Consider the following 15893-nt stretch of genomic DNA (forward strand, 5'->3'; position numbering starts at 1 on the left):
TGGGCTGAGAAGAATTTAAGCCAGATGTAATCTGACAGATACCTGTATAAATAACCGGTAACTGTCAGATCAGGTCTGAGCTAATACATCTTCATCTGTGTACAAGAGTCTCGACAGCCTGTCGTCTGAAACGCGCAGGTCATACACCTTTGCCCATAGAAGCACGTCGAGCATTGCTATGAGCCGATAAGAGATAACCTTCTTAATTGTGCCGTAGCCGAAGCGCACAGCTCTTGACTCGTCAGCTTCAATCCCCTTCACGCGTCTCCATTGCGGAAGAGCTGATTTGATAGACTCTGCAATTTCATCGTCTGTACCACTGGCAAGGTCGATTTCTAAAAGGACGGTGCTTTCACATATCGCTGACATAACCGTAGATACATATGCTTCATGGTGGGGAAGGTTTACGCAGTACTCGTCACTACCTTGCTCCCAGGAGAACAGATTGACCCGGAGACCAGTTACACTAAGTTGAGCAAGGCGGCTTATGTCTGTAATGAAGATATGCGGTGGGCTTTGAAGAGTTTGATCATCTTGCATGTAGTTAAGCTGTTCGGGCTCGAAGAGGAAAGGCTTCCCATTGAAGATCTGTCGCATGTATCCCCAAGACCGACCTTTTCCTCTTCAGTAGGCCATGGCTTGAAAAGAAGGGCTCTTGCCCATAACTCGTGATAAAGCGCATTGAGCGTTGTATCTTCAAAACTTTTATAGTTTTCTATGTTCATCCAAGCTTTAACTGCTCTTGTATCTTCAGTAGACCAATTTTTCATAATTTTCCTATTTGGTAACAAAGGTCGACTCACGATTAATGCCTATACTTATTAATAACCTGTCTACTGAGAATTCATATGAATATTTTCATAAGTTCGTTGATATCGGGTTTTGAAGATAAAAGAAAAGCTGTCAAGGATGCCGTTTGTGTTCTTGGGCATAAACCACTTATGGCAGAGGATTTTGGGGCTAGAGCAAATTCGCCACAAATCACTTGTCTTAACGGTGTTCGTGAATCTGACGCTGTAATTTTGATTTTAGGCTCTCGATATGGAGCGATACAACAGTCAGGCCTGTCAGCAACCCACGAGGAAGTCATCGAAGCTCGTAATACCAAGCCATTGATTATCTTCATTGAAAGTGAAATCAGCGAAGCGGAACCTGAACAGGATAAACTGATAAAAGAAGTAAGTACTTGGGAAAAAGGCCTTTTTAGAGGGGAGTTTTCTTCAGATGAAGATCTAAAAGCTAAAGCTCTTAAAGCAATTCATGACCTTGTACTTGCCCGTGCAGTAGCACCTCTTGATCCTGTGGGCCTTAAAACTAGAGCAGTTGAGAATCTGCCGCGCAGTAACCAAACTTTTTCACAAAGCGCAATCAATCTGGATATCTCAATTGCTGCCGGCCCTGATTCAACCATTATCCGTCCTGCTCAAATGGACTCTAAAGAGTTTGAGGATAAGTTATCAAAAGAAGCTCTTTTCGGCAGGCATGCTATCTTCGACAAGCAATTTGGCACAAATGTATCGCTTGAAAATGGAGCGCTGTGTATATGTCAGACGCTAAACCGGGATCTTAAGAATCTTGTAAAGCTACATTCTAATGGCGATCTACTGATCTCATTACCTTTGTCTTCGCCTTCAGGAGGCCTTCCCGCCATCATCGAAGAACAGGTAACTGAGCAGCTCTCAAAAGCTTTAGATTATGCTTTATGGATCTACTCTGACATCGATCCTACACAACGATTAACTCATCTCGTGCCTGCGCTAAGCATATCAGGTGGCTCCTCAGCCTCATGGAAAACTCAGGCTGAGTACCTGGCTAGTCCCAACACTATGTATTCATCATTCTCTATGGGACAAGATAAAGCTCCGGTCTTATTGAACCCAGCTCATGTTGGAAGACAGGCATTTACCTTAGATAAGCTTTTATATGTCGAAGATTTCGTAGCTCTCTTACGTCGACAATGGAAAAGTAAGTAAATTTCACTAGCATATGTTTTAGGCATATGCATAGGCATATTCAACATAAATATCAGTCTAAAATACCTTTAAACTCAAAATGTTAAATGAACTATTCAAATCCTCTCGTGCCGACCAAATTCTCCCCGAAAAAAGCAGCCTCTTATGGCTGCTTTTTTTGTTTACAGGGAATCTAACCGCATGAAACTCCGTTGAAAGGCGGGTAAAAAGCCATCATAACCGACGCGGGTTTCCCCTGGTTTGATGATCCTGACGACAATCCGCTCGTTCACCCACCTCTGCTACAGCTCACTGGTTTTTATCTGAACACCCATCCAGCCTGATTAAAACCACATTAGGTACGACAAATCAGCCCTGCGGTCTTCCAGACTTGACGAAAGAAATGGAGCAAGCATAAAACATGTTCATCTCTATTCAGGATGATTTTCACAGCATAAAACAGGTCTTCTCGATGCATTGATCGTCAGCAGCTTAGAACACTTTTTGCTTAACACAGTTGAGTTAATTACTATGTCCGTGCGATTAACTTTGGTGGCTGGGCATGATGTACAGCTGACGCCATATTTAAACACACGCGGAGAATGGATGCATGGCACGTCAAATTGCCCCCGGTTACTGTGTTGTAGAACATCCCGGAAACCTTGCTTTTCAAGCCAGGGAGCTGTTCAGGGATACCCGCTCCCCTGCGGCCAGCCTGTTTATGAAACTCAATGCAGATACACAGTGGCTAAAGCCGGGTCAGATATTGATCGTTGCAGACCCGGATACGGCTGCGCCGATCGCTACGCAGATGCTGTACAAACTCAGGCAGGCAAACAAAGTAGGTGTTGGCGGTGTAGCATGCGCGGCAGTAGGATCTATCGCCGGAGGCTACGCTGGTAGTGTGGCAGGTGAGAAACTGGTCAATATGTTTTTGGAGTCAACCGGTGATTGAACATATACTAGCCAGGTCAGGATTATTCTTTGGACTCTTCGCCAGTTTACTTATTTTTATATCGTTTTTTGTCTACCTGGCCAATAAGCGTCGTTATGACAATTTAGTCTCACTTTTCAAAGAAAAATATACATTCCCCGCTCCTGCCTCATTTAACCATATGGTTGGTTTATTTGTTGTTTTCCCCATGAGCCGATTTTTTATCAGATTGAGCAAGAAACAGAAGATTTTTTTGCTCAGGCAAAACGACCCTGCTTATAATTTTTTTGAGGAGAATGACTTAAAAATTCAGCCATGGATGAGGTATTTATCCGCCCTGTGGATGATTGCGACTGCTTTTTATCTGATTTCGATATTAGCTGCCATTATATTATCTGCGGTCAGGTGAGCAAAAAATATCAGAGAAGAAAATCAATCGCAGTTTTGATCTGGGTACGATAAGGGGAAGCATCGCAGAACACAGCCCCCAGAGAACAAGTGGGGATAATTGCCATCTCATGAGTCATGACTGCATACTCATTATCATCAGTCAGTCTGACAAGCGAAACCAGCCGTTCCGGTCGTGTGCTCTTTGGATACTTTAAACGGCAGCCGCGGGATCACAATCCTGCGGTTCAGCCGGCTGAAAATATCACTTGTGACATCAGGCAGCAGGGGCGGCTGTCATTGAGTCAGGTCTGCCACGCACCTCTACAGGATGCTATATTCATACAGTTGACGACGGGTCTGTATATTAAATGTCGTTTGATCTTCTGCTGATAACTTTGCAAAATCACCAACGAACTCTTTAAGTGTATCTACTGGTGTTTTCTCCGGGGATTTGGAGAGTGCCTCTATTGCTTTAACCACAAATACCCCACATCCGTTTGGCACGTTTTCCTGCATATCCCCATTAATGAATGCGATATTCTCTTTAGGCACTCCTGCTGCTCTTGCTGAATCAATCAAGTTATTTTTTGCATTTTCATTTAAATCACCTAAGGAATTAAATACAACACACTTATTTATATGATCGGATCCATCTTTATACAAAGCAAACATGACCCAGTGATCCCCTGAATTTATCGGAAAAACCTCCGCCTTATCAGAAATATTATTGGATTTTATTTTTTCACCAATCTGTTCAGACAGCATATTTATGTTTTTTTCAGGCTCGATCAGTCCAATGGGGAAGTTTAATGACAAATTATCAGCGTCCTGATTTACATCATACATGGCAGCATTTATCTCATCCGTTGTCAGCATGCGAGCGCGACTCCACAAATCCTGGTCGACAAACTGCTCGTACGGTGACTGGCTCCTGTTCCCGCCGCTGAAAATAGCGGTTACATCCTGTTTCTGCGTTGCATGAGTTAAGGCAGAACCCGCCATATAAAGCAGTTTAGAGGGAGAATTAAACTTACTCCTATCTGGATCATTTGTTTCTTTAGTTTTACATGCCGTTTCATATAATTTAAGACTGGCCAGTTGAATCTCTTCGTCTATCCCTTTCTTCCCCTCGGTTTTTCCGCTAAACAAACCAAAAAGGATATCCTCAGATCTTTTACCTGCCTCATCATTACGAAGGGAAATGTTATGCAAAATATCAATACAATCGACGTTGCCATCTGCTGCTGATTGACCCAACACATCAAGAGTTTTAATATCCACATCGTCTGTGAATAAGTTATCGAACTGTTCTAAATTTATCTGATAACGAGAATAAAAATCAATAATCATTTTTTCCTCTCTAAGAGTTAAGGAGCATAAGTAATTTTCACATCTTTTATGTTAAATCACTCGGCAGTAAATGTATTTCAATATTCGCTTTTCTGTAGGTTTACCAGATGATCAGTTAAGCGATGTTGTGCTATCCATCGTTTAACAACAGAGCATGTACCTGGAAGAATCGGGCCACGTTATCGCCTGTTTACTTAACCAACGTGACGAGTGAGATAATTTTTTTGCTGCTCTGGGGTCAGTCCAGGCACAGATCTGGGGCGTCTGGCGGGGGGATCTAACTTAATGCCTGCAGATTTTTTAATAAGCCTGAATTCATCACATCAGGCTATATAATGAAAATGTCATCAGTAGCAGCCCGCCAGCGGTATTGATGGTTCTTTTCAACCTGAGTGGATTAATTTTCCTGGCGGAAAAAATGAGTATATGGCTGATGACAATAAGCCAGATGCTCATAACGAGCACATGCACGGAAGCCAGGGTCAAATAGTGGCTAATGCCCCCCTGTTTTCCGGCAAATTGAGATACCACCGTCAGATAAAACATAATGGCTTTCGGGTTAAGAACGTTAGCCAGCCACGCCTCTTTCACCGTAACGGACGAACGCCTGTTATCAGGTTTATCTGGCTTTGATGTAAGGCCGCTGAGGATGAGCATAATCCCTAACCACAGGAGATAGGCTGTCCCTGCTATTTTTAGTGCAGCAAAAATGGCTGGCGATGAGACAACTACCGCAGTTATCCCAAGCCCGATAAGCAGCGCGTGAGTGTATATGCCCAAAGCCGTTCCGGCCAGCGTCCTGAATAGCCCCCTACGCCCGCCCGCCAGAGCGCTGCTCATCACCAGCGTGAAGCTTGCTCCGGGGGAGAGAGCCACAGGCAGAAGTGCGGGCATAAAGCCGATAAGGTTAATATCCATATTCTTTTAATTTTAACTGAGAGGCTGTAGATCTGCCAGCTCGGCGGGTATGAAGAGCCATTCGCTATCCGTTTTAGCTGTCAAAACAATCCTGAAAGGAATGCAAATGAGTGTTCCCGCAACTCTCCGAATGTAATTACAGTTAGATGTTCTCGTTTATTTCACAAAATGTGCCGGATATAAATAATTACAGCCGGGGGGGCAACCCTCTACAGTTCACATGCGAGGGTAATTATCAGGACTGGACTGGCTTAGCATAAACAAGCATGCAATGACTCTTTTCTTCAGATACTTCTCCTGCTGTTGATATGGTAGTTTATTAGCTGGTTTAGCTCATACTCATTTTGAAAGGGAAATAAAATGATAACGATACGACTGCTGCTTCTTGCCCTGGTTTCTTTCGGCATTTTATCATGTGCTTCATATAGCTATGATGGAAACGACGGATATGATGGGTATCATGCCAAAAAGCCCAGCACATTCAGCCCTACTCCGGTGTATTCCGTTAATGATAAAGGCGAGGTTAAACGCGACAGGCGTATGGAGCAGGTGTCAGGCCGGGGTTGTGCTGATAATAGTACTAACTGCGACAGACCTTTCGGCTGGTAACCTGCCTGCAAAAAGTTAGTTAGCGCACCTTCCGGCACCCTGAAATAACGGATTCACTGGTCCCAGCCAAAAGTTTTTCACCCGAGGCGGTGCGCTACTCTATAATGCCGTTAACTGTTTTCACTGCTCATAAGACGGGACCCACGGTGGCCGACACACTCCAATCTCAAACGCCCCTCGTTCGCTGTGGAAACGCACATATCACCTTTCCGGTGGTGCGCGAGGCGCACTTTCTCGGTGATATCGTCCGCACCGCCCTGCCCGACTTCCCTGCCATAACCCTTTTTCAACTGGGATACAGCCCGGAGGTTTACCATCCGACGCTGTTCTCCACGCTGGATATACCGTTTCCCGCACACTTGCAGCGGGCAGTCGACAAGCGTCAGGCGGAGTATCTTGCCAGCCGCTATCTGGTCAGACAGGCGCTGTCGCACTATGGCATTGAGGGATATATTCTCAGCAATGATGCGCAGCGTGCGCCGATTTGGCCCGCTGGCATCGTCGGATCGCTGTCGCATACCCGGCATTGCGTCAGCCTGCTGCTGGCGTCAGCAGATTGCGCGCTGCTGCCCGGCGTGGACTGTGAAGAGGTGATGCAGAGCAAAACCGCGCAGGAGCTGGCCAGCACGATTGTGAATGAGGAGGAAAGGCAGCAGCTTGAGCAGAGCGGCCTGCCCTTTGCCACGGCGCTGACCGCGGCCTTTTCACTAAAGGAGAGCCTGTACAAAGCGCTTTTCCCGTCGCTTCGACAGTTTATGCATTTTAGCGACGCAGAGATTATCTCCTGCTCACCGCAGGCAGAGCGCGTAACGCTCAGGCTGCTGAAGGATTTCTCCCCGCGCTTTCCCGCCGGATGCGAGTTTAGCGGGCATACGCTGAGTGACGCCCGTCATCTGCTCAGCTGGGTCATCGTCGAGGGGGCCCATGACGCTACGCAGGCGCCATAAAAGCCCGGCCTGACTAACGTCGGGCCCCCAGCGTCCCGGTGCGTTTTACCGCATCCAGCGTAGCCTGTTGGCGATCTTCACCGGTCAACTCACTCAATCGACCGTCACGCATCTCCAGCAGGCGATCGGCATGCAGGAAATAGCTGTCGTCGTGGCTGATGGCGAGAATGGTTTTACCCATCTCATGCAGCCATGGCAGCAGTTCACGATAGAATATACGGCGGAAATGCGGATCCTGATCGGCCGCCCACTCATCAAGCAGCAGGATATCACGCTGTTCGGCCACCGCCAGCAGCAGCGCCAGCCGCTTACTCTGGCCTTTAGAGAGCGCCAGGTTAAGCACCTTGTTACCGTTAAGCTTAATCTTGTCGCGCATTTCCAGCCGCTCAAGCCACTGCTCAACCCTGACAGGGTCGGCGGCCTGGCCATTATCATCAATCAGGCGATCGAACAGGTGAACGTCCGTGAATACCGCTGAGAACAGGCGGCGATAACTTTCCCTGTTTGAATCATCTATAACCTCGCCATCCAGCAGGATCTGCCCGGATACCGGCGTATAAAGCCCGGTCAGCAGCATCGCCAGCGTCGATTTTCCACTGCCGTTCCCGCCAATCAAAAAGACCCGTTCACCGCGCGTGAGCGTCATACTAACCGGCCCGACCTGGAAACCGCGATCGCCATAGTGGAAAACCAGATCCTTAAGCTCAAGGGTCTGCCAGCGCTTCGCCTCGCCGGGGGCAATAAACTCTGGACGGTAATCGGCCAGCCGAAAGGCATTCAGCTTGTTAAAGGCAACCTGGGCGCTGAGCAGCGTGGGCAGCGCGCCCACCGCAGAGAGCAGCGGCGTGCGCAGAAACAGCAGCGTCAGTGAGTAGGTGGCCGCCACGGCGGTGTCCGCCCAGCCCAGGGTATTCGCCATGTAAAAGACCAGACCAATGGCGCCCAGCATCATAATGTTGGACCAGTTTACCGCGCTGAGGTGAAAGGTATCGGCGCGCACGATATGGTGACGGTAGTTTTTGGCGTTTTCCTGATAGAGGTTTTCATAGATCATTCGCGCCCGCTGGCGGTTAAGCGCCAGCTCCTTACGTCCATCAATGATGGTCTGATAATCCGCGTAGAGCTGGTCCTCGGTTTCGCGCAGCTTAGCCATATGGCGATAAACCCGGGAGACCAGCAGCCAGCCGCCAATAATGGTTATCGTGACCCAGACCGCAGTGACCAGCAGCATGCGGGGCGAGAGCCAGGCCAGATAAGCGGCAGAACCGAGGGTCAGGATAACGCCCTGGATCAGCTCCGGCAGGCGCACAAAGGCAATCGTGATGTTGCGCACATCGCTGGTTAGCCCCGCCAGCAGCTGCGCACTGCCGATCTGCCCGATACGTTCCACCTGGGTATCCAGAATGCGTTTGATAAATTCGCCGCGCAGACGCCAGACAAAATGGTGACCGAGCATCGTCAACGCCAGCTGAGAGGCGAGGGTCACCGCCAGCAGCAATAGCAGCAGCCCCAGGAACTGCGGCAGCACCGCCAGTGAGGCACCCAGGGTCACAATCAGCTCGCGGTTGATAAAAGCGATCAGCCCGATGCCGAGGGCGGCACTCAGCAGGCTGAGGGCAATGACGCCCAGAAACGGCCAGCGGTACTGACGGTAAACAACGTGAAGCAACTCCATGACATCATCCAGGTAAAGTCTACGCAGCCTGCAGTTTAATGACTGCCCGGACGATATCAATAACTATTCTCACTTGAGCCTCTGCCGCTAACGGAAAGCGCGACGGAAGGTCAGGTTATAGCGGAATGCGCCAGTGGCGGGATGGATACCCGGCTTCAGCGGCAGAATGCCGTGAAAGCGCAGCCTGGACGGGCCGCCCCACACCACGATGTCGCCATGTTCCAGCAGCACCCGCTGAGCGGCATCACCGCGCTCGAAGCCGCCAAACTGGAATACCGCCGGCAGCCCCAGCGAAACGGAAACGATAGGCTGCCTGAGATCCTCTTCATCCTTATCCTGATGCAGGCTCATCTTCGCCCCCGGCTCGTAGCGGTTGATCAGGCAGGCGTCAGGCTGAAAACTCTCAAATCCGGCCTCGGCCGCACAGGCGGCAGCCAGGGCGCGAAACCGCTCCGGCATCGGCGGCCAGCGCTTGCCGGTGGCGCTGTCCTGAACGCTATACTGATAGCCCCTGGCGTCGGTTGACCAGCCAAAGTTCCCGCAGTTGGTCATGGCGACCGACATGCGATGGCCGCCAGGGGTAATACGGTGATGAAACGGGTTTTGCGCCGAGACCTCACTGACCAGCGTCATCAGCCCTGCCGCCTCATCGCGCGCGCGGCGGCGCAGGATCACGGCCCCCTCGGCCAGCGGCTCCGCCCAGGGGGCGTCTTCACTAAAAAAGTCCAGCATGGTGGCTCCTGAGGGCAGCGCGCTGCCCCGGTTATTGCCGGATAAAGGCTTTAAACTGTGGCGACATCCAGGTTACAAAGCCATCACCCTGCTTAACGATCAGATAGACGGCGAGCTTCTCCCGCAGCGCCAGCGCCTTAGCTTTCTCCTCGCCCAGCACCATCAGCCCGGTATCCCACCCGTCGGCTTCCAGCGCCGTAGTGGCAATCACCGTCGCCGACACCAGCTTATGCTGAATGGGGCGTCCGCTGACGGGGTCAATGACGTGGGAAATTCGCTTGCCGTCCAGTTCATAGTAGTTGAGGTAGCTGCCCGAGGTGCTGATACCGTGCCCCTGCAAGTCCACCACGGCCTGTACCGCGTTCTCTTTGTCGGTCGGTTTTTGAATCGCCACCTTCCAGGGGCGTCCCTGCGCATTCATGCCGCGGGTCAGTACCGCGCCCCCGACGGAAACAAGGTAGCTGTTAATGCCCTCTTTCTCCATCAGGCGAGCCAGATGGTCGGTGGCAAACCCCTCCCCGACCGTTGACAGGTCAACATAGAGGCCGGGCAAATCTTTTTGCAGCCAGGCACCCTCAGCCTTCTGAATCACCTGCAGATGCTGCAGGCCGGTCAGCGCACGGGCGGCATCAATCTGCGCCTGGGTGGGGGTTTTTACCGGCTGCTTATCCGGTCCAAAGCCCCACAAATTGACCAGCGGCCCTACGGTGATGTCCATCGCACCGTCGGTTTTCTTCCCGATACGCAGCGCAAGCGTGACGATGTCCGCCATATTATCGCTGATCGGCTGCGGGTCGCTGCCGCGATACTGATTAAATTTGGAAAGAGCGGAATCGGGTTTCCAGGTCGACAGCTCCCGATCGTCCTCGTCGAGCTGCTGCTGAACCGCTTTTTGTAGCGCATCTTTACGCTCAGGCGCAACGCCAGCCAGGCTAACCCTCCAGAATGTTCCCATTGTGCGTCCCTCAAGAACCAGCCCCGGATCGGCAGGACTCTGGTTTTGATTGTCACAGCCGGCAAGGGTAATAAATGCTGCTAAACCAGCATAATACAGCGTGTTCTTCTTCATCAAAGCTTAACAACCTTTAGTAAATTTTGGTCCGAAAACGGCCCTTTCTGCCGCTATCTGACCGGGATAATGACTTGATTATCATAAAAATGCTCACCAGAATGGTTGCCCGACGCCGCTCTCTGAGAGCAGCAAAACCCTGGATACAGAGGAGATCCGCTATGATCTATTTTCTACTCCTTGCCGTATGCACCGCGCTGATTATCTTTTCAGGCTATAAGCATTACAAGCAAACGCATACCAAACAGCTCTATCGTCCACATCGTCGCTAATGCGGTCTCGCAGTAGCAGCAGGAGAAGGAGCAGACGTTCAGGGAGTGAATATAAAGGGCAAAAGAAAAACGAGAAGGCAACCGGAGTACTTTGAAGGGAAAATAAACAGGGAGCGCAGCGGTGCTGCGCTCCAGCCAGTTTAGAACTGGTAGACCAGGCCCAGCGCAACGATGTCATCCGTATTGATGCCCGCAGCGTCGGTAAACTTACTGTCATCCAGCAGGTTGATCTGGTAATCAACGTAGGTGGACATATTTTTGTTGAAGTAGTAGGTCGCACCCACATCAACATACTTTTTCAGGTTCTGTGAGCCATAACCCTGAATGTCGCTGCCGCGAGAGCTGACAAACGCCAGGGAAGGACGCAGACCGAAGTCGAACTGGTACTGTGCAACCAGCTCCCAGTTATCCGCTTTATCCGCATAGCCGTAGGCCGCATTCGGGGTGTCATCCGTAGGGGTGCTCCCGAAGCGGGTGGCATTGTAAGAGCGGGTATACATCGCCGCCAGGTAGATGCTGTTGGCATCATATTTCAGGCCGCCGGTGTACGCGGTGGCTTTATCACCCCGACCCAGAATCGTTGAACGGTCTGCCGTGCCGCCGTTCTGCTCCGTGGTGCGGTCAGAGCTGAACATCGCACCCCCGATACCAAAGCCGGAGCCGAGATCGTACGTGGTTGACAGACCCCAGCCATCACCGTTCTGTCCGAGCGTATCACGCCCATTTGGCGACTCGGTGGCGCTGCTGTTTTTACCCTGGTACTGCAGGGCAAAGTTCCAGCCGTCAACCAGGCCGAAGAAGTTATTGTTACGGTAGGTCAGCATGCCATTACCGCGCTGGAACATAAAGTTATCCGCGCCGTAGGTATCCCCACCAAACTCTGGCAGTACGTCGGTCCATGCGCCGATATCGTAGGCCACGCCGTAGTTACGACCGTAGTCGAGTGAACCGGAATCACCGAATTTCAGACCCGCAAAACCTACGCGGGTGTAGCTGTTGGCGGTGCCTTCAGATTCTGCGTTATTCAGTGCTGCCTGGTATTCCCACTGACCATAGCCGGTCAGTTCGTTTGAAATCTGCGTTTCACCTTTGAAGCCAAAACGCATGTAAGACTGGTCGCCGTCGTTACTGTCGTTATCAGAGAAATAGTGCAGGCCATCTACTTTGCCAAACAGATCAAGCTTATTTCCGTCTTTGTTGTAGATTTCAGCCGCGCCTGCTGAACCTGCTACCAGCATTGCAGGAATCATCAGGGAGAGAACTTGACGTTTCATCTATTATTACCCTCTGGTTATATTATAATTGCCACTGCTTACTGAATATTTGTTATTCAGCTGAAAGCCCATACTAGTGACCAGCGCGTAATAATCTATAAAGAAAATGATACCAAATTTCCGAATGTGTTTCATACTGTAACCAATCTATTGCTAAACGTAAATTTCGCAGGAATTTTACACAGCACGTATCGCTAATAATGATGGCACGGATTATCAAGAATCCATCAATAATAAATCAAGTATTTGTTTTTAATGAATTTTTTAAAATGTAATTTCTGAGCACTGAATGATAAAAATTAGTGACCATCCGGTTATACAATAACTCCGCTATCATCATTTTATTTCTGTATTACCCTCATTCACCCCGAATGTTTTGCTTTACCCTGATTTCAGCCGAACCTTGCGTTCGGCTTTTTTTATTTCCGGGGGGTTATCCGCAGATTATCAGCGCTCGCGCAGCGATTCCTTCACTTTATTAAGCGGTTTTATCAGATAATCCATAACTGATTTCTGACCGGTTTTAATTTCAACATTCGCCACCATACCGGGAACAATAGGGAATTTACGCCCTGCCCTGTTCGCCAGTTCCGCCTTCTGCGTACGTACGTAAACGCGATAATAGTACTGATCGCGTTTTACCTCATCCTGCAGGGTATCGGGGGAGACGGTTTCCACCTCGCCCGGCAAATCGCCATAGATGGATGAGTCGTACGCCGTCACCTTGACGGTGGCGGGCAGGCCGGGCCGGATATAGGCAATATCACGCGGATTGATGCGCGTTTCGATCAGCAGCTGATCCTCCAGCGGCACGATTTCCATCAGCTTGCCGCCGGGCTGGAGCACGCCGCCCACGGTGGTGACCTGGATATCCTTGACGATCCCGCGTACCGGCGAATAAATGGTGGCACGGGTGAGCTGATCCTCTTTACCGGTCAGCACCTCCAGCTGTGCATCCAGATCGGCGTTATTCTTCACCTGCTCTTCACGCGCCCTGACCGCATAATCGTTCTTCGCTTCATCAATTTTACCGCGCAGCTCGCTGATTTGCCGCCGCAGCCTGATCACCTCCACCTGCCCGGCGGCCCCTTTCGCCACCAGCGGCTCCGTCATGCGCAGTTCATCCTGCACCAGCTTCATTGACTGGGTTAAATTGCTGACGGTTTCATTCAAATTTCGGCGTCGCGACTGATAAAGCTGGGTTTCCCTGGCCACCAGAGCCGGCTCTTTCAGCGTCTGCTCACTGAACCGCAGCGGCGCGCCGGTCAGCTCGGAGCGCAGTCTCTCAGCCGAAGCCGCCAGCGTGCGGGCTTTGGCCGCCGCCTCACCAAAGTTAGAGCGAAAACGCGTCGGATCGAGCCGGGCCAGCACCTGCCCCTTCTCGACAATGTTCCCCTCATGGACGTTAAGCTGGTCAACGATGCCGCCGTCCAGGCTTTCGATCACCTGCGCGCGGCTGAGCGGCGTGACCTTGCCGGTACCCACGGTGACCTCATCCAGAATGGCAAAGTGCGCCCAGATGAAAAACAGCGCCAGCGCCGCCGTGCACAGCCAGATAACGGAGGAAGTCCGGCGCTCGTTGCGTTTCATACTCCGGTCAATCAGTAGCAAACTCATGCCGCATCCCCCTTGCCAGCAGCCTGTGGTGAGGCGACGCGCAGGATCTCATCGCGCGGGCCATCGGCAATAATCCGGCCGTTATCCATGACCACGATACGATCCACCAGCTTGAGCAGCGCCGGGCGATGGGTGACCAGCACCAGCGTTCGTCCGGCCAGCCAGCCCTGCATCTGACGGATAACGTGCTCTTCGAGCTGCTCATCCATGGAGGCAGTGGGTTCATCCAGCAGCACCACCTGCGGCTGACGGAGGATCATCCGGCTGAGCATCACCATCTGGCGCTGTCCGCCCGACAGCCCCCTTCCCCCTTCGTTGATAATGCGGTCAAGACTGGCCGCATCCTGCTGGACCAGGCTGAGCGCACCGCTGATACGCAGCGCCTGGAGCATCTCCTGCTCGCTGGCGTGGGGATTACCCAGCATCAGATTCTGTCTCAGCGTGCCGAAGAACAGGCGCGAATCCTGCGACAGCCAGCCGAGCTGGCGACGCAGATCGATTGGGTCAATCCGGCGGATATCCACCCCGTCGACGATCACCTTACCCTGGGTGGCCAGCGCCTGCCCGGCCAGCATCCGCAGCAGCGTCGATTTACCCGCCCCCACTTTACCCAGCAGGGCGATCCGCTCGCCGGGTTTGATCTGCAACTGCCCAACGGTGACCACATTTTTGACGTTTTCCTCGTCGTAGCTGTACTGCACGCCGCGCAGATCGTAGTGCCCGGTGAGCGTGGGGCAGTGCGCCATTTCGCCCTCTTCCGGCTGGTCGAGCGGCTTTTTCAACAGCTCATCCAGCCCGTTCATGGCGCTTTTCGCGTGCTGCCAGCGCGAAAATACCATCGTCAGCTGCATCAGCGGCGCGATGGTGCGTGAGGAGAGCAGGCTGCTGGCCACCAGCGTACCGGTAGTAATTTCACCGCTGAGCACCAGATAGACCCCGGAGACCAGCATCCCCGCATAGGTGAGCTGCTGCACGGTGGACGCCCAGCCGGTCAGCCGCGCGCCCCACAGCCGCTGCTGCATACCAATTGCCGCGCTCACCTCATGGGTCTGCTCCCACTGGCGCTGGAAATAGGGTTCCGCCTGGAGGGATTTAATGTCTTCAATCCCCTCGATGGTTTCCACCAGCACCGCGTTGCGCAGTGCGCCCTCACGCAGCCCCTCTTTCGCCAGTTTCGCCATCGGGAACTGCACCAGCAGCCCGGGAATGACAATCAGCGGGATCGCCAGCAGCGGCACGATCACCAGCGGACCGCCGATAAACGCCATAATAAACAGGAACAGGATCACAAAGGGCATATCGGCGGCGGCCCCGACGGTCGTCGAGGTCAGCAGCTCGCGCACCTGGTCAATTTCCCGCAGCTGGGAAATAAAGGAGCCGGTCGATTTGGGTCGGGCCTCATTGCGAATGCTCATCGCGCGGGCGAACAGCATCGACGACACCTTAAGATCGATGCGCTTACCCATCAGATCGGAAACCTGGGTGCGCATCAGGCGGATCAGATACTCAATGGCGGCCGCAATCAGTACGCCCGTGAACAGCACCCACAGCGTGGATTCCGACTGCGCGGGGATCACCCGGTCATACACCTGCATGGAAAACAGGATGCCCGCCAGCGCCAGCACGTTCCCCACAATCGACGCCAGCGAGATCTCCATGATCCGCCGCCCCATGCCGCGAAAGTTTTCCCAGAACCAGTGCTTTTTATAGGGCTGAACGAACTCGTCAATGCGCGCATCGCGCGCCCGCGCGGCCACGCCAATAATGCCCACCTGCGGCTGGCTTTGCGCCAGCAGCAGCGTCAGTTCACTTTCGCGTACCACATCGCCGCCGTCGCTCAGCCAGTAGCGCGCGTGACCTTCAGCGTCGATGGCCTCTACCACCACCACGCTGCCATTTTCCATGATCAGGACCACCGGGGTGACCTCCTGCCGCCAGCGGATTTTTTCGCGCGGCATCATGGTCATATGCAGGCCCAGCAGGCCAGCCAGACGCTCCAGCTGCTGGCCGGGTGCCAGGTGCTCAAACCAGCGCATCTGCTGGCGCAGCGTTTTGCCATCTGCCGGTTTGCCAAACCGAGCCGCCACGCGGAGCATTGCGTCAATCCAGTTCTCGGTGCTTGCGGTCTGTTTACTCATAATACTGCCTTATTCT

At 52.1% G+C, this 15893-nt stretch carries 11 protein-coding genes and 3 pseudogenes; 4 read left to right on the forward strand and 10 right to left on the reverse strand.

What is annotated here, in order from left to right:
• Positions 1–69: 69 nt before the first annotated feature.
• A pseudogene (locus A1830_RS10665) lies at positions 70–770 on the reverse strand (DUF6387 family protein).
• Between the two features lie 78 nt (positions 771–848).
• Here A1830_RS10665 and A1830_RS10670 point away from each other — a divergent pair.
• The 3 genes and pseudogenes from A1830_RS10670 (at position 849) to A1830_RS10680 (ending at position 3295) form a co-directional block, all read left to right on the forward strand.
• Positions 849–1973: a DUF4062 domain-containing protein gene (locus A1830_RS10670; protein ID WP_067705596.1), complete on the forward strand. Its 1125-nt coding sequence runs from the start codon at positions 849–851 to the stop codon at positions 1971–1973.
• 589 nt (positions 1974–2562) lie between these two features.
• Positions 2563–2904 (forward strand): annotated as a pseudogene (locus A1830_RS10675) (hypothetical protein); the annotation flags it as partial.
• A complete protein-coding gene (locus tag A1830_RS10680; protein WP_231877610.1) occupies positions 2900–3295 on the forward strand; it encodes a hypothetical protein in 396 nt (131 codons plus the stop codon). The pseudogene A1830_RS10675 and the gene A1830_RS10680, both read left to right, overlap by 5 nt.
• A 10-nt stretch (positions 3296–3305) precedes the next feature.
• On the opposite strand, the pseudogene A1830_RS21415 reads toward A1830_RS10680, so the two are convergent.
• The 3 genes and pseudogenes from A1830_RS21415 to A1830_RS10690 all read right to left on the reverse strand — a co-directional run bounded on the left by A1830_RS21415 (position 3306) and on the right by A1830_RS10690 (position 5544).
• Positions 3306–3561, reverse strand: a pseudogene (locus tag A1830_RS21415) (CcdB family protein).
• 36 nt (positions 3562–3597) lie between these two features.
• Positions 3598–4626: an ElaD/SseL family deubiquitinase gene (locus A1830_RS10685; protein WP_067705599.1), complete on the reverse strand. Its 1029-nt coding sequence runs from the start codon at positions 4624–4626 to the stop codon at positions 3598–3600.
• A gap of 318 nt (positions 4627–4944) precedes the next feature.
• Positions 4945–5544 (reverse strand): LysE family translocator, encoded by a 600-nt coding sequence (locus tag A1830_RS10690; protein WP_067705601.1) that lies wholly within the window; start codon positions 5542–5544, stop codon positions 4945–4947.
• A 755-nt stretch (positions 5545–6299) separates the two neighbouring features.
• Between A1830_RS10690 and A1830_RS10700 the strand changes: the two genes are divergently transcribed.
• Positions 6300–7100 (forward strand): 4'-phosphopantetheinyl transferase family protein, encoded by an 801-nt coding sequence (locus A1830_RS10700; protein WP_197473324.1) that lies wholly within the window; start codon positions 6300–6302, stop codon positions 7098–7100.
• Between the two features lie 13 nt (positions 7101–7113).
• On the opposite strand, the gene A1830_RS10705 is transcribed toward A1830_RS10700, so the two are convergent.
• The 6 genes from A1830_RS10705 to A1830_RS10730 form a co-directional block, all read right to left on the reverse strand.
• Positions 7114–8775 carry a multidrug ABC transporter permease/ATP-binding protein gene (locus A1830_RS10705; RefSeq protein WP_067705603.1) on the reverse strand — a complete coding sequence of 554 codons (1662 nt, stop codon included), beginning with the start codon at positions 8773–8775 and terminating at the stop codon, positions 7114–7116.
• 87 nt (positions 8776–8862) lie between these two features.
• Complete coding sequence (gene alkB, locus A1830_RS10710; RefSeq protein ID WP_067705604.1) at positions 8863–9507, reverse strand: DNA oxidative demethylase AlkB; 645 nt, start codon at positions 9505–9507, stop codon at positions 8863–8865.
• A 31-nt stretch (positions 9508–9538) separates the two neighbouring features.
• A complete protein-coding gene (apbE, locus tag A1830_RS10715; RefSeq protein WP_067705606.1) occupies positions 9539–10576 on the reverse strand; it encodes an FAD:protein FMN transferase ApbE in 1038 nt (345 codons plus the stop codon).
• Positions 10577–10988: 412 nt separating this feature from the next.
• Positions 10989–12122, reverse strand: a complete 1134-nt coding sequence (gene ompC / locus A1830_RS10720; RefSeq protein ID WP_067705608.1) for a porin OmpC — start codon at positions 12120–12122, stop codon at positions 10989–10991.
• 447 nt (positions 12123–12569) lie between these two features.
• Positions 12570–13739 carry a putative HlyD family type I secretion protein gene (locus tag A1830_RS10725; protein WP_067705610.1) on the reverse strand — a complete coding sequence of 390 codons (1170 nt, stop codon included), beginning with the start codon at positions 13737–13739 and terminating at the stop codon, positions 12570–12572.
• Positions 13736–15877 carry a type I secretion system permease/ATPase gene (locus A1830_RS10730; RefSeq protein ID WP_067705612.1) on the reverse strand — a complete coding sequence of 714 codons (2142 nt, stop codon included), beginning with the start codon at positions 15875–15877 and terminating at the stop codon, positions 13736–13738. The genes A1830_RS10725 and A1830_RS10730 overlap by 4 nt, the downstream gene beginning before the upstream one ends.
• Positions 15878–15893: the final 16 nt, after the last annotated feature.

The organism is Erwinia sp. ErVv1 (assembly GCF_900068895.1).
Classification (GTDB): domain Bacteria; phylum Pseudomonadota; class Gammaproteobacteria; order Enterobacterales; family Enterobacteriaceae; genus Erwinia.